The sequence below is a fragment of the Providencia rustigianii DSM 4541 genome (assembly GCF_000156395.1).
Taxonomy (GTDB): domain Bacteria; phylum Pseudomonadota; class Gammaproteobacteria; order Enterobacterales; family Enterobacteriaceae; genus Providencia; species Providencia rustigianii.
Genome location: NZ_GG703819.1, coordinates 773,096 through 793,084 on the forward strand (window position 1 = coordinate 773,096; position 19,989 = coordinate 793,084).

Annotated in this window: 22 protein-coding genes; 1 reads left to right on the plus strand and 21 read right to left on the minus strand. The window is 41.1% G+C overall.

The window, feature by feature from the left end; genetic code table 11:
* Nucleotides 1-167: 167 nt before the first annotated feature.
* The 20 genes from PROVRUST_RS13470 to yceD all read right to left on the minus strand — a co-directional run bounded on the left by PROVRUST_RS13470 (nt 168) and on the right by yceD (nt 18,108).
* Complete coding sequence (locus PROVRUST_RS13470) at nt 168-1,787, minus strand: bifunctional metallophosphatase/5'-nucleotidase (RefSeq protein ID WP_006815410.1); 1,620 nt, start codon at nt 1,785-1,787, stop codon at nt 168-170.
* A gap of 16 nt (nt 1,788-1,803) precedes the next feature.
* Entirely contained in the window at nt 1,804-3,153 is a 1,350-nt protein-coding gene (locus PROVRUST_RS13475) for an OprD family outer membrane porin (RefSeq protein WP_006815411.1), read from the minus strand.
* Nucleotides 3,154-4,083: 930 nt separating this feature from the next.
* Nucleotides 4,084-5,109 (minus strand): beta-N-acetylhexosaminidase, encoded by a 1,026-nt coding sequence (nagZ, locus tag PROVRUST_RS13480; RefSeq protein ID WP_006815412.1) that lies wholly within the window; start codon nt 5,107-5,109, stop codon nt 4,084-4,086.
* Nucleotides 5,110-5,173: 64 nt separating this feature from the next.
* The gene (locus PROVRUST_RS13485) at nt 5,174-6,040 is read right to left on the minus strand and encodes a phosphotransferase (RefSeq protein ID WP_039855290.1); all 867 of its coding nucleotides are present in this window, start codon (nt 6,038-6,040) and stop codon (nt 5,174-5,176) included.
* Nucleotides 6,030-6,623 carry a penicillin-binding protein activator LpoB gene (lpoB, locus tag PROVRUST_RS13490; RefSeq protein ID WP_006815415.1) on the minus strand — a complete coding sequence of 198 codons (594 nt, stop codon included), beginning with the start codon at nt 6,621-6,623 and terminating at the stop codon, nt 6,030-6,032. The genes PROVRUST_RS13485 and lpoB overlap by 11 nt, the downstream gene beginning before the upstream one ends.
* Entirely contained in the window at nt 6,620-6,988 is a 369-nt protein-coding gene (locus tag PROVRUST_RS13495) for a YcfL family putative periplasmic lipoprotein (protein WP_230083600.1), read from the minus strand. The genes lpoB and PROVRUST_RS13495 overlap by 4 nt, the downstream gene beginning before the upstream one ends.
* Before the next feature lie 58 nt (nt 6,989-7,046).
* Nucleotides 7,047-7,397, minus strand: a complete 351-nt coding sequence (gene hinT, locus PROVRUST_RS13500; RefSeq protein WP_006815417.1) for a purine nucleoside phosphoramidase — start codon at nt 7,395-7,397, stop codon at nt 7,047-7,049.
* Between the two features lie 34 nt (nt 7,398-7,431).
* Nucleotides 7,432-8,214, minus strand: coding sequence for a metal-dependent hydrolase (locus PROVRUST_RS13505; protein WP_006815418.1), 783 nt, complete (start codon nt 8,212-8,214; stop codon nt 7,432-7,434).
* Nucleotides 8,215-8,226: 12 nt separating this feature from the next.
* Entirely contained in the window at nt 8,227-9,219 is a 993-nt protein-coding gene (gene holB, locus PROVRUST_RS13510; protein WP_006815419.1) for a DNA polymerase III subunit delta', read from the minus strand.
* 10 nt (nt 9,220-9,229) lie between these two features.
* Nucleotides 9,230-9,856, minus strand: a complete 627-nt coding sequence (gene tmk, locus PROVRUST_RS13515; RefSeq protein ID WP_006815420.1) for a dTMP kinase — start codon at nt 9,854-9,856, stop codon at nt 9,230-9,232.
* Nucleotides 9,857-9,864: 8 nt separating this feature from the next.
* Nucleotides 9,865-10,887 carry an endolytic transglycosylase MltG gene (gene mltG, locus PROVRUST_RS13520; protein ID WP_006815421.1) on the minus strand — a complete coding sequence of 341 codons (1,023 nt, stop codon included), beginning with the start codon at nt 10,885-10,887 and terminating at the stop codon, nt 9,865-9,867.
* A 119-nt stretch (nt 10,888-11,006) separates the two neighbouring features.
* Nucleotides 11,007-11,834, minus strand: a complete 828-nt coding sequence (gene pabC / locus PROVRUST_RS13525; RefSeq protein ID WP_006815422.1) for an aminodeoxychorismate lyase — start codon at nt 11,832-11,834, stop codon at nt 11,007-11,009.
* A gap of 147 nt (nt 11,835-11,981) precedes the next feature.
* Nucleotides 11,982-13,232: a beta-ketoacyl-ACP synthase II gene (gene fabF / locus PROVRUST_RS13530; RefSeq protein WP_039855293.1), complete on the minus strand. Its 1,251-nt coding sequence runs from the start codon at nt 13,230-13,232 to the stop codon at nt 11,982-11,984.
* Nucleotides 13,233-13,310: 78 nt separating this feature from the next.
* The gene (gene acpP / locus PROVRUST_RS13535) at nt 13,311-13,544 is read right to left on the minus strand and encodes an acyl carrier protein (RefSeq protein ID WP_006660807.1); all 234 of its coding nucleotides are present in this window, start codon (nt 13,542-13,544) and stop codon (nt 13,311-13,313) included.
* 156 nt (nt 13,545-13,700) lie between these two features.
* Complete coding sequence (gene fabG, locus PROVRUST_RS13540; RefSeq protein WP_006815424.1) at nt 13,701-14,435, minus strand: 3-oxoacyl-ACP reductase FabG; 735 nt, start codon at nt 14,433-14,435, stop codon at nt 13,701-13,703.
* Nucleotides 14,436-14,443: 8 nt separating this feature from the next.
* Complete coding sequence (gene fabD / locus PROVRUST_RS13545; protein WP_006815425.1) at nt 14,444-15,376, minus strand: ACP S-malonyltransferase; 933 nt, start codon at nt 15,374-15,376, stop codon at nt 14,444-14,446.
* Nucleotides 15,377-15,394: 18 nt separating this feature from the next.
* Nucleotides 15,395-16,345: a beta-ketoacyl-ACP synthase III gene (locus PROVRUST_RS13550; RefSeq protein ID WP_006815426.1), complete on the minus strand. Its 951-nt coding sequence runs from the start codon at nt 16,343-16,345 to the stop codon at nt 15,395-15,397.
* 3 nt (nt 16,346-16,348) lie between these two features.
* Nucleotides 16,349-17,389, minus strand: coding sequence for a phosphate acyltransferase PlsX (gene plsX / locus PROVRUST_RS13555; protein WP_071599556.1), 1,041 nt, complete (start codon nt 17,387-17,389; stop codon nt 16,349-16,351).
* 11 nt (nt 17,390-17,400) lie between these two features.
* Entirely contained in the window at nt 17,401-17,571 is a 171-nt protein-coding gene (gene rpmF, locus PROVRUST_RS13560) for a 50S ribosomal protein L32 (protein ID WP_004253223.1), read from the minus strand.
* Nucleotides 17,572-17,583: 12 nt separating this feature from the next.
* On the minus strand, nt 17,584-18,108 hold the full coding sequence (yceD, locus tag PROVRUST_RS13565) for a 23S rRNA accumulation protein YceD (RefSeq protein WP_006815428.1): 525 nt from the start codon (nt 18,106-18,108) through the stop codon (nt 17,584-17,586).
* Nucleotides 18,109-18,251: 143 nt separating this feature from the next.
* Here yceD and PROVRUST_RS13570 point away from each other — a divergent pair, with 143 nt between their 5' ends.
* A complete protein-coding gene (locus PROVRUST_RS13570) occupies nt 18,252-18,836 on the plus strand; it encodes a Maf family protein (protein WP_006815429.1) in 585 nt (194 codons plus the stop codon).
* Between the two features lie 47 nt (nt 18,837-18,883).
* On the opposite strand, the gene rluC is transcribed toward PROVRUST_RS13570, so the two are convergent.
* Nucleotides 18,884-19,840 (minus strand): 23S rRNA pseudouridine(955/2504/2580) synthase RluC, encoded by a 957-nt coding sequence (rluC, locus tag PROVRUST_RS13575; RefSeq protein ID WP_006815430.1) that lies wholly within the window; start codon nt 19,838-19,840, stop codon nt 18,884-18,886.
* Between the last annotated feature and the right edge of the window lie 149 nt (nt 19,841-19,989).

Genomic DNA, 19,989 nt, shown 5'->3' on the forward strand with positions numbered 1-19,989 from the left:
CCAAATATTGATGCAAGTCAATTTAGTTGATTATTATGACAACGATCACAATCGTCAAATCATTTTTTGAAAAAAAAGAATCGAGTCAGCCTTATTTGGCTTAAAAACAAAAAAGCCTGAAAATATAACTATTTTCAGGCTTGAAACCGAGCAATATTTTAAAGCAGTTAATTCACTTTCTTGATACGTATATCCGTCGGTAATTTAACGGGAGAGTTATCTTTAAAGTAAGCCATCAATGCTTCATTATCAGGTAAGCTATAGACACGATCTTTTCCTTGTTTAAAGGCAGAAAAACGACTGCCCCCTGTCGCAAGAAACTCATTTGCCGCGACGCGGTAAGCTTTATTCATATCTACCGGCTGACCATTAAATTTCATAGAACCAGGTATAACTTTGTCACCTACTGTACGGCTATCATCCCACTCATAATAAAAGCCTTTGGATACGGGCATAATTTGAGGACGCGCTCTGTCCCACTGTTGTTCTAATGCCTGCTTAATTTGTGCGCCCGTCAAAGTTTGCGTAACAACAACGTTGGAAAATGGTTGAACCGTAAAAATATCACCATAAGTTAGCTCACCCGCTTTTAAATCAGCGCGGATCCCACCACTGTTCATAAACGCGATTTGCGCGCCACCCGCCTCTTTACTTGACGCGACATATAGTTGAGCATCTGCAATAATTTTACCTAATACGGAATCACCCGCATCACTCAATTTTTTATCCGCAGGTGCATTCAATGTTCCCATAACTTGCTCAGCGATAGGTTTTGAAATGCGTTCATAATTTTGAATAAAACTTGTCAGCTTAGGATCTTTCGCATAAACCTTGGTTTCAACTGGGATATTCTTGGCTTTAATGCTCACAATATCTTTAGTCTTCTTATTGACCTCGATATTTAATTGAGAAAGTAATGTCCCGTTAGATTGAGCCGAAATCACAGTTTTACCATTAATGCTGCAATTATAAGCTTGATGAGTGTGCCCACTGACCACAAAATCAACATCTGCATCTAACTGTTTTACAATATCTACAATCGGGCCTTGGATATTGTCACAACGATTAATATCCTTAACTTTCGTGTCGACTTGTTGGGTTGCCCCTTCATGGATTAAAACCCCAATACTATGAATACCTTGTGCTTTTAATAGCTTAACTTGCTGGTTAATAGTTTCAGCTTCATTTTTGAATGCTAAGCCTGCGGTGCCACTTGGTGTCACAATCGCGGGAGTTCCCTCAAGCGTCAACCCAATAAATGCGATTGGAACACCGTCGAATTGCTTCACATAATATGGCGGGAATAATGTTTCACCCGTTTCTTCAACAATCACGTTTGCTGCTAAGTAGTTAAAATCAGCGCCAGAGAATGATTCTTTACCAACACATCCCGCCGTTGGATGGCAACCACCATTTTGCTTTCTCAGTAGCTCGGTTTTACCTTTATCAAACTCATGGTTACCCACAGCACTGGTTTCTAATCCAATAGCACTGAGAGCTTCGATCGTCGGTTCGTCATAAAACATAGAGGAAAGTAACGGGCTAGCCCCCACTAAATCGCCAGCACCGACGACAATTGTGTTGTTATTTTCAGATTTTAATTGCTTAACCAGTGTAGCAATAGACTCAATACCACCTAATTTACCATCTCCTGGCGCTTGTAATGCACCATGGAAATCGTTAATACCGATAACTTGAATACTGACTGTTTCATTTTGCTTTGATGTACAACCTGCTAATAAAGCCCCTGAAACCAACAGCGTAATTAAACTTATATTATGTTTCATTTATCGTTACCCTTGATTACATTTTAAAGCGGTAAGTTGTCGTCATAGAGCCAGACAATGAGTGTGCGCGACGTGATTCACCGTCATACAGTTTTGGTGTTGAGTTATCAGACTCTTGCTGATGGTGCCACCCCATGCCGCCACTTAATGAAACAGATAAATTTTCGGTCGGTTTCCAGTAGCTAAATAAGCCAACCTGACCCTGTCTCAATCTTTCACCAGAATAAGAGAATTCACTGTAATTGCTGTTTGCACCGACTGAGAGCGCTGAATTTACCTTGTATTCTGCTTTTAGCTCCAACATCGTTTCACCATCACGAACGTAGTCGATATCTGCATAAGCAGGGGAATTAAAGCGTCCACGCGTATTGCCGATTGGGTTACGAGCAAATTGCCCAACACCATTCGTTTTATGTGCGGTTGTATGCGTGAGGCCCGTTGTTAGCGTCCACGGTGTTTCAGGAACTTTCCATTGCACTTCACCGGCATAGTGCCATGCACGTTTATCAAAGTTCTGTTTACCTCGTTTAGTGCTGTTTGAAGTACGCTTACCATCACTACCGTATTCATGACCATAAATTTGGGAGGATAATGTAATATCTGAGTTTAGTTTATATTTAACTTCTAAGCCTTGTTGCCGGAAAACATCATCTGCTTGACCAATAAAATAGGCGACTTTTAACGGTTTGGTGTCGTAGTTAATTCCTCCAGTAACAACATGATTAATATCGTGAGTCACTCCATTTCCATCACGGAAATACATTCTATCGATATTTGGGCTATCACGACGCATCACTTTACCGTCGAGATACAGTAAATCTAAATTCCAATCACTCAGTGCGGTATTCGTGTAATAACCGTTATAGGCGTTCAACGATAAACGCTGTGAGTTGGTAAAAATACCCGTATTTTTCAGGGTAAACCAGCCAGCTTTACCCTTCACATTCACAGGTTCAAAATCAAATTTAAATTTGGCATAGCGCTGCCCGATTTTGTTATATCCTTTTGCTTCGCCATCATCGTTATATAAGATTGCGCGGGAAGCAAAGTCTTTACTCGCCGCTAATTTAATTGCGCCATAATAGGAAGCATCAAAACCAATAAAGTCTGCAAAATAGCCAGATTGGTAATCTAACTGAATATTTTGACCCCATGCTTGTGCAACTTGTTTTCTATAACGTTGTTCATTGGCATCGAAACGATTCTCTGACTTTAAGTATTTCCACATATTTCGAGTAGAAAGCTCTAACTCAGAGTCAGCAACGAATGAATTTTCTTTGAAAATATTTTCCCAATTGTTTGCATGAGCACCAAAAGTGAAAAGGCAAGACGGAAGTAATATTAAAGCAATATTTTTTACTTTCATTGAATTAAACCTAACTGTGATTATTAGAATAAAAAACACCCATACCCTGTATTTAATGGGCGATAAAACACCTTGCGATCTTTTTAAGAACAATTGAATTTAGCTTTAATAGAAATACTATTTTTTATTTATTATCTTATTTAATAAAACGCTCTCTATTCGTTATTTCTCATTGAAAAAACACACTAAAACACGAAACCTTATTTAATTCGCACATCAAAATAAATAAACACTCTAAACTAAATGAAAATTAAATCTTGATAGTGGGTTAATTATATTTGAACAATATTTAACCGCACTCCAATAGAGCGTAACTCACTATTTTTGATGATAAAACGCATGCTAACGTAATTTTACGTCAATTAATACGATCAATGTCACAACAAGCCATATCTATTGCAAACTACGATTCATTCAATGTGACATTAATCACCATGAAGGCTTTTATATTAAAGTAAGGAGTGACTCTACTTTAACTACCATTTTGCTATTTTATTCAGTCTAGAAAACTTAATCAGTACAAGATTAAAGTTAAATAAAATCAGCAATTGAATTAATATTGCTAACCCATTAGGTCATTTAATTTCTTTAACTTAAATGTATTTACATATAGATATCCCTAAATTAAATACTGGTCTAATCACCTATGTTTTAATAAATTTTAGCTCTAGCACATGATTTTATATTGCATCTAAAAAGACAATCTAGGAAATATTCCTAGATAAAGGTATTTCATTTAGCATTAGGATAATAAAATCACCAACTATTTAATGAAAAAATTAAGTCTTTTTAATCTAATAGATAAAATAATTGTGGGCCCAAATTTATTTAATCATTCAGTCGTTACCCGTAACTTATTCATCTTAATTTTAGTAAAAAAATAGCCAGTAAGGATAATATCTTACTGGCTATCTATAACGTTGACTTTAACTATCCGTTACGCTGTTGTTGCCATTTTTCATGCAAATTTACTAATTCTTGGTGACTCTGTTTCCAACGATCAACAGATTGTAGCTCTTTCAGACTGTATTGACGTCCACTATGGTATAACTGAGAAGCTCGGCTATCATTCTGTTTCGGTAGATTATCGAGAACACTGATAGCTCCTTCACGATTATTACAGACCAAAATCATATCACAACCGGCATTTAGAGATGCTTTAGCGCGCTCTGGATAACTGCCCATAATAGCAGCCCCTTCCATAGACAAGTCATCAGAGAAAATGACACCATTGAAGCCTAATTGCTCACGTAATACAGATTTTAGCCAGAATGGCGAGCCGCTTGCTGGGCGCTCATCTGCTTGGCTATAAATGACGTGAGCTGGCATGATAGCGTCCAATAACTCACGTTGGATAAAGTCTTTAAAAATAGACATATCCTTGCCACGAATTTGTTCTAGTGATCGGTCGTCGCGAGGTGTTTCCTTGTGAGAATCGGCTTTTACTGCACCGTGCCCCGGAAAATGTTTACCTGTCGTTTTCATCCCTGCGCTGTGCATACCGCGAATAAAGCGCTCTGCCATCACCATGGCAATTTCAGGATCAGCATGGAATGAACGTTCACCAATTGCGATACTTTCATGTCCCAAATCCAATACGGGTGCAAAGCTGATATCGATATCCATCGCAATCATTTCTGATGCCATTAACCAACCCGCTTCCTGGGCCAATTTTGCACCATCCATTTGATTGTTCAAAGCAGCAAAGGCTTGTGCTGACGGCAATGCCGTAAAACCATCACGAAAACGTTGAACGCGCCCACCCTCCTGATCGACTGCAACTAATAAACGATGTCTCGATGCATCACGAATTTGACGCACTAATTCCCTTAACTGCTGCGCATCATGGAAGTTACGGGTAAATAAAATTAACCCGCCCACGAGTGGATGAGCCAAAATTTCGCGCTCTTCGTTATCCAGTTCATAGCCCTGGACATCCAGCATTATCGGACCCATTACATGCCTCACTTAATTAGCTATATATAAATTTGATTTTGCTAAATGATATTTTCACCTCAGCCTACAGACTAAAATAGTGCCGTAATGGTGAGGAGTCGATTAAAAACTGTGGTTCCTGTCGCTGCTTCCATTGCACTTCATACCACATTAATGTCATATATTTTACCCATGGTTCCCATTGTTTACAGTGATTAGCGAGCTTTATTTTATCCCTGTATGCCCCATGAATATCGCAATACTGCGTCAGGAAAAAATCTTTTTGTCCATCAGTAAGACTATTAAATTGAAAATAGGTTTCTAGTGAAAACGCAATATCCGTATTTGCCGCATATTCCCAATCAAGTAGCTTCGCTATGTGACCTTGCTGGCACAGTATATTACCGCGATGAATATCCATATGCGCTGGGGCTAATTTCAGTATTCTCGGTAATGGTACAGTTGAGAAATAGTGATGTAGTTTTTTCCAACGCGGAGATAATCTTTTATTATCAATTAAATAACCATAATGAAGGATCTCATTACGTAATGGTAGCCGATAACCCAGTAAAGAATGACTGTGTAACTGAGCAAGAATATAAGCCAGCTGACACTGTAAGCGAGGAGAGAGAAATGATTCGGTATCAGGATGTTCTCCCTCACACCATTCAAGTAATAGCCAGTGGTGATTTAGTCCAATAACACCAGGAGAATATGTAAAATCATGCAGTTGATTCAATATGCGAGCTTCTTTACGGCGGTTAACATATAAAGCAGACTGAGTTACCCCATCAGCACGGGCAATCAATTTTATTGGATAATTTATCTGTGAACTTCTCACTAAGTAGCTTCCACCAGATAATCCTTCCAGTGAAGACACTTCCCAAGTATTCGATGAAATATCTGGGAAGTGTTGACGCAATAACGAGTGCAGTGATGAACTACTGTTCAATACCGTGTTTTCCAGACCACACAATTTCACCGCTTTGTACTTCCATTAATTGCATTTCAATACTACGGTCTTTAGTTGAGCCGGAAATCACACTGTAAATCACATATTCGGCTTGAACATAACGACCTAAGCCAATGGCTTTACTACGAGTCACCAGACTATCATCTTGAGATAAGCCTAATGTTCTTCGCGCAGCATTCACCACGTTAGGCGAAACCACTTTAAATTTATTGGTATTACTCACTACCTTAGTCAATTCTGTAGTTATCGCTTGGGTTGGCAAATTTCCGTTAGTGTTATTTTTGACGGAATCCACCAGTAATACTTTACCGCTAACAACACCATCATCTGCAACCATCTGGTTGACTAATGGTTGTAACGAGCTACTCCAATCCACCGTTTGCTGTTTTGGTGGCATCGGAACGGTATCTGTCGGTGGCGGTGTCACGACCGGTAGTTCATCGGGATGTTGGGTATCTGGTTGAACCGGAACAATAGGTGGTTTCGTTGTTGGTCCCTGAGGAACAGAAGGACAGCCCGCTAAGACGAATGCTGCCGCAGCGACCAATAAGATCCTTTTCATTGTAATTCTCCAGCCTTTGATGGTAAGAAAACATAAATACGTGCGTTACGAGCCTGAGGTGATGTACTCACTTCTTTCACCATCACCGACGAATTTGCCGGTATAACCTGTGGCTCACTTTTTGATGAATCAACCCTAAGTCCTTGCTCATCATACCAATAGATACGGTATAACACCGTCACAGGTTTAGAATCAATATTGCTCATATTAATCGTCGCAGTTGCCGTGACATTACCCACTTTAATAACTGGATTTTCGACTATCACACCAGCTGCAAGTAATGATGGTTCCGTGACAATACGCTGCTTTTCATTAAAAGCCAGCCCCGTATTTTTATTCCACGCACAACCACTGAGCAGTATCATTAGTAAGCCCAGAGTAGCAATATATTGTAGAGTTCCCTCAGCACGCTTCATTTTTATATTATTTCGCCAGTAAAGGACCTAAATGATGCCCGCCGACTAAATGCATATGGATGTGAAATACTTCTTGTCCAGAATGCGCATTACAATTCATGATCAAACGGTAACCGTCTTCAGCAATCCCTTCTTGCTTAGCAATTTTTGCTGCCGCGGTAATCAATCGACCCAAAACAAGTTCATCTTCAACTGTCACATCATTCACCGTTGGAATGAGTTTGTTCGGGATAATCAAAATATGTGTCGGTGCTTGAGGAGCTATATCACGAAAAGCGGTAACGAGTTCGTCCTGATAAACGATATCCGCAGGAATTTCACGTCGAATAATTTTGCTAAAAATAGTTTCTTCTGCCATTAAAAATTCCTTAATAATTCAATAGTTATTTATTTTATTGACCTGTATGCAGGTGGAATAATTGGTTAAAATTCTGCGTGGTTATTTCAGCCATCTGTTCCACACTAATACCTTTAAGAACCGCCATATACTCAACAACGTCACGAACATAAGCAGGTTGATTCTCTTTTCCACGGTGAGGAACGGGAGCTAAATAAGGTGAATCTGTCTCGACAAGAATCCGGTCTAATGGAACAATTTTAGCAGCTTCACGGATCTGTTCTGCATTTCGAAACGTCACAATGCCGGAAAATGAGATATACATTCCTAAGTCTAGCAACTCAGTAGCAGTCTGCTTATCTTCAGTAAAACAATGCAAAACGCCGCCACATTCACTGACTTTTTCTTCACGTAAAATCGCTAACGTATCTTCACGAGCCGAGCGAGTATGCACAATCACAGGCTTATTCACTTGACGTCCAATGCGAATATGTTGACGAAAAGATTCTTGCTGCAATAAGGCATTTTCTTGCTGATAGTAGTAATCCAAACCGGTTTCACCGAGAGCGACAACTTCGTTTCCTGCTGCAAGCTGAGCAAGTTTGTCAAAATCGTAACCTTCATCCAGATTAAGTGGATGAATACCACAAGAAAACGCGACATTGTCCCGTTTTCCAATAAGTTGTTTCATGGCTTCAAAACCGGGCAATGTGGTTGCCACAGCCAACATAAAACCAACATCCCGTGCAGATGCCTTAGCGATAACATCATCGACGCTAGTGTGTAATTTTTCATAATCTAAACAGTCGAGATGGCAGTGTGAATCAACAACAAACATAGTTTACTCTTTTTATCTTGAAGGCGAAGCGAATAGCGCTTCCCACTGTAATAACTGATTACTCAGGATCAGCTCCTGATTGAGTGCGGGTACAGTCAGTAATTGATGACGACAATCTTGCCACTTACCATATAAATCAAGTAACTGAGAACTGCTCATCGTCGTTGCTAACAAAGTGACTCGCCCAATTTGGTCTTGGTTAACACAAAATTGACTCGCTTTTTGCTGAATTTTGATGCTATCCGATAACAAGCCTAACAGCCAACTAATGCATTCTGGCGCATTATCTGTGTTCAGTGCGGGTAACAGGCGCAAAAAATCTTTGGTGCGCAGACTTTGTTCCAATTCGTTGCACAATAACGTGCGTTTTTGCCAATGTTGCGGTTCAAGAAGCTGTAATGCCGCAATTGGCGCATCTTGGCTTAACCTTAGTGCTGTCACAGCATCATCAACATTGACTTCTGGCATCTGTTTTTGTAGCCAGTATAACGCGATTTCTGGTGCTGGTGCGGATAAGAAATAAGTTAAACAGCGACTTCTTAAGGTAGCCAACAGATTCTCTGGCTTTTCACAACCCAGTAAAAAATATGTTTGTTTTGATGGCTCTTCCAATGTCTTTAACAATGCATTCGCCGCCGCATCAGTCAGTGCTTGCCCATTAGGTATAGCGACGACTTTAGCGCCATTTTGCTGAGCATGACCACTTAAGGTTTCAGTTAACTTACGTACCGCATCAATACTGATTGTTGACTTACCTTTTTCCACATCTAATACATGGTAGTCAGGATGCGTTCCAGCAAGCATCAAACGACAGCTGTGACACTCGCCGCAGCTTTTCAGCCCATCTTTATTCTGACAAATTAGCCAACGACTCATACCATAACTGAGTGCATCGGCTCCATTTCCCGCAATTGAGTGTATGAGTAATGCATGGTGTCCGCGTCCAGCTTGGTATGCACCAATTAATTGACGATATGCATCATTCAGCCATGGGTACCAATTCATGTTAGTAGCCTTATTTCCCCAACCATTCCAGCAAAGTACGGCGAATATCAGTTTGTACTTGCTCGATATCTTGGCTAGCATCGATGGTTAAAATAGTATCGTCAGCGGCAGCTAGTTCCAGATAACGATGACGAGTACGCTCAAAGAATGCTAACGATTCCTTCTCAATACGGTCTAATTCGCCACGAGAACGGGCACGCTGTAAGCCTAATTCTGGCGGTAAATCCAGATATAATGTTAGTGATGGCTTAAAATCACCCAATACCAAATTTCGTAAAGATGCCATTAAATGACGATCTATTTCACGGCCGCCACCTTGATAGGCTTGAGAGGACAAGTCATGTCTATCACCAATCACCCATTTCCCTGCGGCTAAAGCAGGTTTGATCACTGTATCAACGAGCTGTACTCGTGCTGCATACAGCATCAATAACTCAGCTTTGTCGGTGACTTTGTCCCCTTCAATGCCTTGCTTAATCAGCTCACGGAGCTTTTCTGCTAACGGAGTTCCGCCTGGCTCTCGAGTAAAGACCATCTCGTTAATGCCCGCAAGTTTCAGTGTTTCAACAACGGTATTTATCGCTGTTGTCTTTCCTGCCCCTTCTAACCCTTCAATGACAATAAATTGGTTTTTCATTTCGCTTATCAATTTTGTTGTTCAATTTGTCGGTAAACCTTAACAGCCCGATTGTGGTCATTAAGATTGCGACTAAATGTATGTCCACCAGTACCATCGGCGACAAAATATAAGTAATCTGTTTTTGCAGGATGAGCGGCAGCTTTGATTGATGCTAATCCCGGCATGGCTATCGGTGTTGGCGGTAACCCATCAATTTTATATGTATTGTATGGGGTATGGTTATCCAAATCACTACGATAAATTTTACCACGATACTTATCCCCTAACCCATAGATGACTGTCGGGTCAGTTTGTAAGCGCATATTTTTCTTTAAACGATTCACGAATACAGAGGCAACTTGTGACCTTTCGTTTTCTACGCCCGTTTCTTTCTCAATAATTGATGCCATAATTAGCATTTCATAGGCATTTTTATACGGTAAATCTTTATCACGACCTTTCCACTCTTCATCTAAAGTGGTTTTCATACGTTTATAGGCGCGTTTTAAAATCTCTACATCGCTGGTTCCGGCTGTATACAAATAGGTATCTGGATATAACCAGCCTTCTAAATTATCCCCTTCTTTAAAATCCAGCATGGTATATAGCTCGGTTGGCGTAGCATCCTGCGTTTTATGTTCCATATAAGGGGCGTCACGTAAAATGTTGCTCCAATCAGAGAGTCTATTGCCCTCGATAAAGCGGATACTAAATTGAGCTTCTTTGCCGCTCGCTATCAATAATAATAACTCTTCAATCGTCATATTCGGCTGTAAGCGATACGTTCCCGCTTTAAATTGAGCTAATTCAGGACGCAACTTTAGAAGTAATTGAAAATTATGATTTTCATCAATTAATTGCTCTTTAACCAATAAGTTTTCTAACGCCACTCTACCCGTACCCGCAGGAACTGTAAAAATTTTATCCTGAACTAAATTAGTAGGATGTTTTGCATAATCAAGAACTTGACGGTATTGCATATAAAAAACGATGGCACCAATTACCACAAGAACAAAAACAATAAGCGCTATTTTTTTGGTTAATTTCATTTATTGGTCACTTAAACGTACTGTTCGTTCATAAAACGATGTGGATTAAATAATTACTACGCTAAACCGATTTTAGCCTAAAGGTGATTTTTCACCAACTTTCAAGCCCCTTAATGAGGCTAATGTGGACAACGTAGTAGTAGATATTCAAACAGCTCTCTAGACTGGTAATTTACTGTTTTTTCAGGATCAAACTGAATACTTTTTACGGGTAATATCGGCATCAGTGCATTGCAAATTAACACTTCATCACACTGGTACAATATTGCAGGAAAACGCTCAACTTCCCGTAAATGGTACTGACTACTCGCTAGCTGGGCTATTATCTTTTGTCTCATAATTCCATTTACCCCAGCTTGACTAAGTAACGGGGTATATACCTCATTTCCTATACGCCAAAATATATTGGCGCTACAACATTCAACTATCACCCCATTAGTATCTAACACTACTGCCTCATCCATTTGAGCCTCATCCACTTCTTGTCGAATAAGAACTTGTTCTAAACGATTGAGATGCTTCATACCTGCTAATAATGGATTACGACTTAAGGGAGTCTGGCTTAATAGTAAACTAGCACCTTGACATTGCAACGTAGCGTAGTGTTTTGGAAATGGAGAAACCATCACCATAACTGTCGCCTGATGAAAACCTTGAGAACTATATCCCCGTCCCCCCACACCTCGGCTGACGATGACTTTGATTACAAACTCATCGTCTGTTTGTTGGCGACAAACTTGAATAATATGTTCACTCAGTTGATGCCAATCAATTTCAGGGAGCTTGAGACGTACGCTATCCCTCTGTAAGCGAAGAATATGTTTATCAAGCATCTTTGCTTGCTGATTGATTCCATGGATCGTCGTAAAACAACCATCCCCAAAGGAAACGGCACGATCTGTAATATCGATTTGTTGGTGAGGAACACCATTAACCCAATAAGACATGGATGCTTCTTATGATAAATGCTGATAAATCAGACAGTAACAAGGTGTTCTAATCATAAACTAAAGCGAGGAGCTCTGCAAAAGGAAGGCAAAAATAAAGCCCCAGTATCAAAGACACTGAGGCTTAGCATTAGAACGAATGATTGATTATTCAGCGTGATAGCGGCGGAAAATCAATGAACCGTTAGTACCACCAAAGCCAAACGAGTTGCACAGAGCGTACTCCATGTTTTCAATTTTACGCGCTTTACCTGGTACAAAATCAAGAGTACAACCTTCATCAGGATTGTCCAAATTGATTGTCGGTGGAATGATTTGGTCACACAGGGATAAGATCGTAAAGATAGACTCAACGGCACCCGCAGCACCTAATAAGTGACCTGTCATGGATTTTGTTGAACTAACTAAGACTTTTGTATCTTCACCAAATACAGACTTGACGGCTTGTGTTTCAGCTAAGTCGCCTGCTGGCGTTGATGTTCCGTGTGCATTTATATAACCAATATCACTGGCTTTAATGCCTGCATCTTTTAACGCATTTTCCATCGCTAACGCTGCACCAGCACCATTTTCTGGTGGTGATGTCATATGATAAGCATCGCTGCTCATACCAAAGCCAGCAATTTCTGCGTAAATTTTCGCGCCACGTGCTTTTGCATGCTCATATTCTTCAAGAACAAGGATACCTGCACCATCACCAAGAACAAAACCGTCACGGTCTTTATCCCAAGGACGACTTGCTGCTTGTGGGTCATCATTGCGGGTAGATAATGCTCGGGCAGCACCAAAGCCTGCAACACCTAATGGTGTCGTTGCTTTTTCTGTACCACCGGCTAACATCACATCCGCATCACCATAGGCAATCATACGGGCAGCATGTCCAATGTTATGAACACCTGACGTACACGCTGTCGCGATGGAAATACTCGGACCACGGAAGCCATACATGATGCTTAAGTGACCAGCAGCCATGTTGATGATTGTCGAAGGTACGAAGAATGGGCTAACTTTACGAGGGCCACCGGCCATCATAGATTCACAGTTATCCTGAATTAACCCTAACCCGCCAATACCAGAACCAATCGCTAAACCGATACGAGTAGCATTGGCTTCTGTTACTTCCAATCCAGCATCTTTGAAAGCTTGATAGCCCGCTGCGATACCATATTGAATAAATGGGTCCATCTTCTTCGCATCTTTGCGAGAGATGTCAAAATCTTCGTAATTGAAATCTTTTACTAAGCCAGCAAATTTAGTTGCGTGGTTAGTAGTATCAAAATGATCGATTAGGCTGATACCACTCTGTCCGCCACAAACAGCTTTCCATGATGAATCAACTGTATTGCCGACAGGAGATAACATGCCCAGTCCGGTTACGACTACACGACGCTTAGACACGTATGTCCTCCAAGGAGGGAATTAGTTACAAAAGAAACATAGGCGATCGAGTGATCGCCTAGATAAGTTTTACAGCTATTACTCGGATGCTTTGACGTAGTCAATTGCAGCCTGTACAGTTGTGATCTTTTCAGCTTCTTCGTCAGGGATTTCGCAATCGAACTCTTCTTCCAGAGCCATAACCAGTTCTACTGTGTCAAGAGAATCAGCGCCCAAGTCATCAACAAATGAAGCTGTATTTACAACTTCTTCCTCTTTAACACCCAGTTGTTCAACGATGATTTTCTTAACGCGTTCTTCGATAGTGCTCATACTATTAAAATTCCTATCAAAACTCGCTTTCGCGATGGTTTTCGTAGTTTATGAAATACAGGAAAAGATACAACCCAATCCCGGCTGTAGAAACCATAACTTCACATTCTTTCGCGTTATGTAACACAAAAAAATGTAAATGGTTCCCTCATTTCTTTAGATCATGTACATGCCGCCATTGACATGTAATGTTTCACCTGTGATGTAAGCAGCTTCGTCAGAAGCTAAAAATGCTACAGCACTGGCAATTTCTTGTGCATCACCCAGTCTATCCGCAGGAACCTGAGATAAAATGCCTGCACGTTGTTCTTCTGTCAATGCTTTGGTCATATCGGTTTCGATAAAACCGGGAGCAACAACGTTGACAGTGATACCACGAGAAGCGACTTCACGAGCTAATGATTTACTAAAACCAATTAACCCTGCTTTCGCTGCCGCGTAGTTTGTTTGTCCCGCATTTCCCATCACACCCACAACAGATGCAATTGAAATAATACGCCCACAACGTTTTTTCATCATGGCACGCAAAACGGATTTAGACAAACGGTAAACGGATGAAAGATTCGTGTCAATAATATCTTGCCACTCATTATCCTTCATGCGCATCAATAAGTTATCGCGTGTGATACCTGCATTATTGACTAAAATATCAATTTCGCCAAATTCCGCACGGATCTGGGTCAATGTTTCTTCAATTGATGCTGGATCTGTCACATTTAACGCTAAGCCTTTACCTTTGCCATCTAAATAGGCAGTAATCGCTTCAGCGCCTTTTTCGCTTGTTGCAGTACCAATAACCGTGGCACCACGCGCAGTCAGAGTTAAAGCGATCGCTTTACCAATACCGCGGCTAGCACCAGTTACTAGTGCAATTTTTCCTTCAAAGCTCATTGTCGTCCTCAGATAGTTTCTAAAGCCGAGTCTAATGATACAGGATCATTGACTGCAACGGCAGTTAAATTAGAGACAATTCGCTTGGTTAGACCAGTCAGGACTTTACCTGGACCCATTTCAACCAATTGCTCAATGCCTTGATTTGCCATCAATTCTACTGTTTCTGTCCAGCGTACCGGATTATACAGTTGACGCACTAAAGCATCACGAATATTTTGCGCCGATTTTTCAATTTTAACATCAACATTGTTAATAACTGGGTATGCTGGCTCACAAAATTCAATTTTTTCTAATGCTTCGGCTAATTTATCCGCAGCTGGCTTCATTAATGCACAGTGAGAAGGCACGCTAACAGATAAAGGCAAAGCACGTTTTGCACCCGCTTCTTTACAAGCTGCACCCGCACGTTCAACAGCGGCTTTTTCTCCAGCAATAACCACTTGACCTGGCGAGTTGAAATTCACTGGAGATACCACTTGCCCTTGAGCGGCTTCTTGGCATGCTTTTTCGATAGATTCATTATCTAGACCGATAATCGCATACATTGCACCTGTGCCCGCAGGAACGGCTTCTTGCATTAACTTACCACGCAATTCTACCAATTTAATGGCTTGCTTGAAATCGATAACACCCGCACAAACTAATGCTGAGTACTCTCCGAGACTATGCCCCGCCATGATAGCCGGCATTTTGCCATTTTTTTCTTGCCAAACACGGAAGATAGCCACAGACGCTGCGAGTAATGCAGGCTGAGTCTGCCATGTTTTGTTTAGCTCTTCTTCTGGTCCATTTTGTACTAATGCCCAAAGATCGTAACCCAATGCATCTGATGCTTCAGCAAATGTTTGCTCAATCAGCTGATTTTGTTCAGCTAAAGCGGCTAACATTCCTAAAGTCTGAGAACCCTGTCCGGGAAATACCATCGCAAATTGTGTCATGTTTGTTTTCTCAGTAAATTAAAAACGAACCAATGCAGAGCCCCAAGTGAATCCGCCACCAAATGCTTCTAATAGAACCAATTGACCACGTTGGATACGCCCATCGCGTACCGCTTCATCCAATGCTGTTGGGACTGATGCTGCAGAAGTATTTCCGTGACGATCTAAGGTCACAACCACTTTATCCATGGTCATATCCAATTTTTTCGCTGTCGCAGAAATAATTCTTAAATTAGCTTGATGAGGAACTAGCCAATCGAGTTCCTCTTTGGCAATGCCGCTTTGTGCGAGAGTTTCATCAACAATATGCGCTAATTCACGCACTGCCACTTTAAAGACTTCATTTCCGGTCATTGACAGATAAGCTTGGTCATCTGAACAACGGCTGCGATTTGGTAATGACAATAATTCGCCATAACGTCCATCCGCATGCAAGTGTGTTGAAATAATACCCGGCTCTTCTGATACACCAATAACTGCGGCACCCGCAGCATCTCCGAATAAAATAATCGTGCCACGGTCATTCGGATCAATAGTTTTAGATAATGCATCTGCACCAATAACCAGAGCTTTTTTTGTCATCCCAGTTTTAACAAACTGATCAGCAATACTAATGGCGTAGGTGAAACCGGCACAAGCTGCAGCAACATCAAATGCAGCGCAGTCATTTATTCCCAACATTTGTTGGATTTGACATGCAGCACTTGGAAATGCATGGGTTGCAGACGTTGTAGCAACAATAATGAGACCAATTTCACTGCTGTCGACTTGTGCCATTTCTAGCGCATTTTTTGCTGCTTGAAAGCCCATCGTAGACACGTTTTCATCGTCAGCTGAAATTCGTCTCTCATGAATACCTGTACGCGTCACAATCCACTCATCAGAAGTATCAACCATTTTTTCCAGATCAGCATTGGTACGAACTTGCGATGGCAAATAGCTGCCTGTTCCTAATATTTTACTGTACATAGGTTATTGATCACTCCTGGGTAAAACAATATTAAGTCGAGCTGTTATTCTTTCAGGTACTTGCCGCTCAACAGCTTGTACAGCACGGTCAATCGCAGCTTTAAATGCACGTTCATTTGCTGCACCATGACTTTTGATGACAATACCTTTTAATCCTAACAGAGTCGCACCGTTATACTGGTCAGGGTTCATATCCCCAAAACGCTTCATTAGACGTTTCTTCAACCATTTTTTCGCAAGCTGCATAAACCAGCTGCTTTTTTTGTTTTCTTCACCGGCAGATTTCAATAATGAAAGGATGACACGAATAACTCCTTCCATTGTTTTTAGTGAAACATTACCTGCGAAGCCGTCACACACTAATACATCCGTTTTTCCTGTTAGCAATTCATTGCCTTCAACATAACCGATGTAATTAATGGACGCCGTTTCTTTCAAGATTGCGGCGGCTTCGCGGATATTGTCCAGCCCTTTACTTTCTTCTTCACCAATATTAAGTAAAGCAACTTTGGGCTGATTGATATTGGCAACTTCCTCTGCCATCACAGACCCCATCACAGCAAACTGCACAAGCATTTCACTACTGCAATTGACGTTAGCACCTAAATCGAGAACGACAGTCTGACCTTTCTTCTGATTTGGAAGAATAGTCATTAACGCAGGACGCTCAATACCTTCAATTGATTTTAGCATCAACTTTGCCAGACCCATCAATGCGCCTGTATTACCAGCACTCACACAAGCTTGTGCCTGCCCTGTCTTGACTAACTCCAATGCCACCCGCATCGACGTCCCTTTACTTTGCCTAATCGCATGAGATGGTTTTGCATCATTAGCGATCACGCCTTCGGCAGGTATAATTTCGATACGCGAAAGTTGCTCCGCACTTTGTTGTGCAAGCAAAGGATGAATGGCTTCGGGTTGACCGACAAGCAGTAAATTTAATGCTGGATTAGATGCCAGTGCCTGCAAAGCAGCAGGCACCGTGACGCGGGGACCGATATCCCCGCCCATGGCATCTAACGCGATGGTTAGACTAGCCAAAGTATCAACAATTACTTGTTGATAACCTTACGGCCACGGTAGTAACCATCTGCAGTCACATGGTGACGCAGGTGAGTTTCACCGGAGGTTTTATCTACAGAAACTAGGGTAGCAGTCAGTGCATCATGTGAACGACGCATACCGCGTTTTGAACGAGTTGGTTTATTCTGTTGTACGGCCATTGACCTTACTCCTTAAGTACTTTTCTTTAAACTGGCTAATGCGGCAAATGGATTTGGCTTTTCTACCTCAGGAGGTAGTTGGCCATATACCATGTCCGCCTCGGACACTTCACAGTGTTCAGAATCATGAACCGGAACCACTGGTAAGGATAGAATTATTTCATCTTCTAACATTCCCAGCAAATTTATTTCACCAAATTCATTCACATAAACTGGTTCATATTCTTCCGGTAATGCTTCGGCCTTTTCGTCACTGACGACAGGACTAAAACAATACGATACGTAGACATGATGTTTAAAATCTTTTCTGCAACGTTGGCATTGTAGAGTGACATCCAATTCAGAATGCCCTTCTATTACCGTCAAACGTCGCTTATCAATTTTAAATGATAATTCGGATTCAACATCACTATCTACACTGACTACTGATTCGGCAATTCGTGTTACTTGCTCAGGTGTATAACTCCCGACATAGTCGAGGTTTTTCTGAGCGGCACGCTGCGCATCGATAGTCAGGGGTAATTTTACCTTTTGCATAAGGCGCGCATATTAACTTTGTAATGAACTATAGTCAAAGAAAAAGGCGGGGTAAACTCGCCTTTTCACCAAAAAATCGCCGGTTAAGCGGTATATAGTTTAAAATGAGTTATCCCTTTTGGCTATGAGTTTCGAGAAAAATCATGAAATCTATTATTTTGGCGTCAACTTCTGAATATCGACAAGCGCTTCTAAAGAAGCTTGGACTTCCTTTTTTAGCCGTAGCACCTAATATTGATGAAACCCCTATTTTACAGGAATCAGCTCAAGCTCTCGTGATGCGATTATCCCATGAAAAAGCGAACGCACTCACCAAACAGTACCCTCAACATCTGATTATCGGCTCAGATCAAGTCTGTGTTATTGATAATAACATCGTGGGAAAACCACATACTTTTGAAAATGCCTTTAAACAACTCAAGGCCGCATCAGGTCAAAAGGTGACTTTTTATACTGGGCTTTGCTTAATTGATAGTGCAACAAATCAGTTTAATGTTCAGTGTGAACCTTTTGATGTTTATTTTAGACCATTAACAGATGAAGAGATCGCCAATTATCTGAATAAAGATGAACCTTACCAATGTGCAGGTAGTTTTAAATCGGAAGGGCTAGGAGTCAGCCTATTTGATAAATTATCAGGGCGTGACCCTAATACGCTCATTGGCTTACCAACGATTTTACTGCTAGAAATGCTCAGCCAACACGGTGTAAACCCATTATTGGATTAGTTTTTCACGTTAGCTGGTAATCCATACCAGCTAACGACCCAAACCAATTACTGTGATTTTTTAGCCCTAAGAATTTTTAAGCACTTATTTAAATCTTCATGCAATGGGGCAACAACTCGCATCTCTTCCCCAGTTTTAGGGTGAGTAAATGTTAATGCGTTGGCGTGAAGGAATAGGCGCTTTAAACCTGTCCCCGTGAGTTGACTATCAAATTGCTTATCACCATAGCGGTCATCAAAAGCGATTGGATGACCCGCATGCAATGTATGGACACGAATTTGATGAGTTCTCCCTGTAACTGGGCTAGCTTTTACCAGCGTTGCGTTATCAAAGCGTTCCTCCACCTTAAACCGCGTCTCTGATGGTTTGCCTTCGCTATTCACTCTGACAATTCGCTCGCCACTTTGTAAAATATTTTTCAGCAACGGTGCTTGAACCACTTTCATATGTGATTGCCAATTACCACGCACCAATGCCAAATAATCTTTTTGCATCTGTTTTAAACGTAATTGTTCATGCAATGCGCGCAAAGCTGAACGTTTTTTAGCAACGAGTAATATTCCTGACGTATCTCGGTCTAATCGATGTACTAATTCCAAGAAACGCGCTTCAGGACGCAAAGCACGTAACCCTTCAATAACACCAAAACTCAAGCCACTCCCCCCGTGTACCGCAGTACCCGATGGTTTATTTATCACTAAAATGGATTCATCTTCATATAGAATACAGTCCGCAAGTGCCGCGACTTTATCCAATTTAGCTGAAATAGGGGCATTTTCACGCTCAGCGACACGTACCGGAGGAACCCTGACTTGGTCATTGGCTTGTAATTTATACTCAGGTTTAATGCGGCCTTTATTAACGCGGACTTCTCCCTTGCGGATGATTCGATAAATCATACTTTTAGGAACGCCTTTCAGCTTGCCCAATAGGAAGTTGTCAATACGTTGCCCTGCTTCATCATCACTAATATCAATAAATTGAACTTGGTTTTCTGTTTTCATTCGGGAATGCGCTAACTCTGATTGATTAATATACGGTCTCTCTTATGTTATCTATCATACCGATTTCGCGATTTTTTTTATCATTTTTTTTAAATTGGTCAATTTCTGCATAATCAACCCAATTTCTTGATAAAATTTCCATATAACTT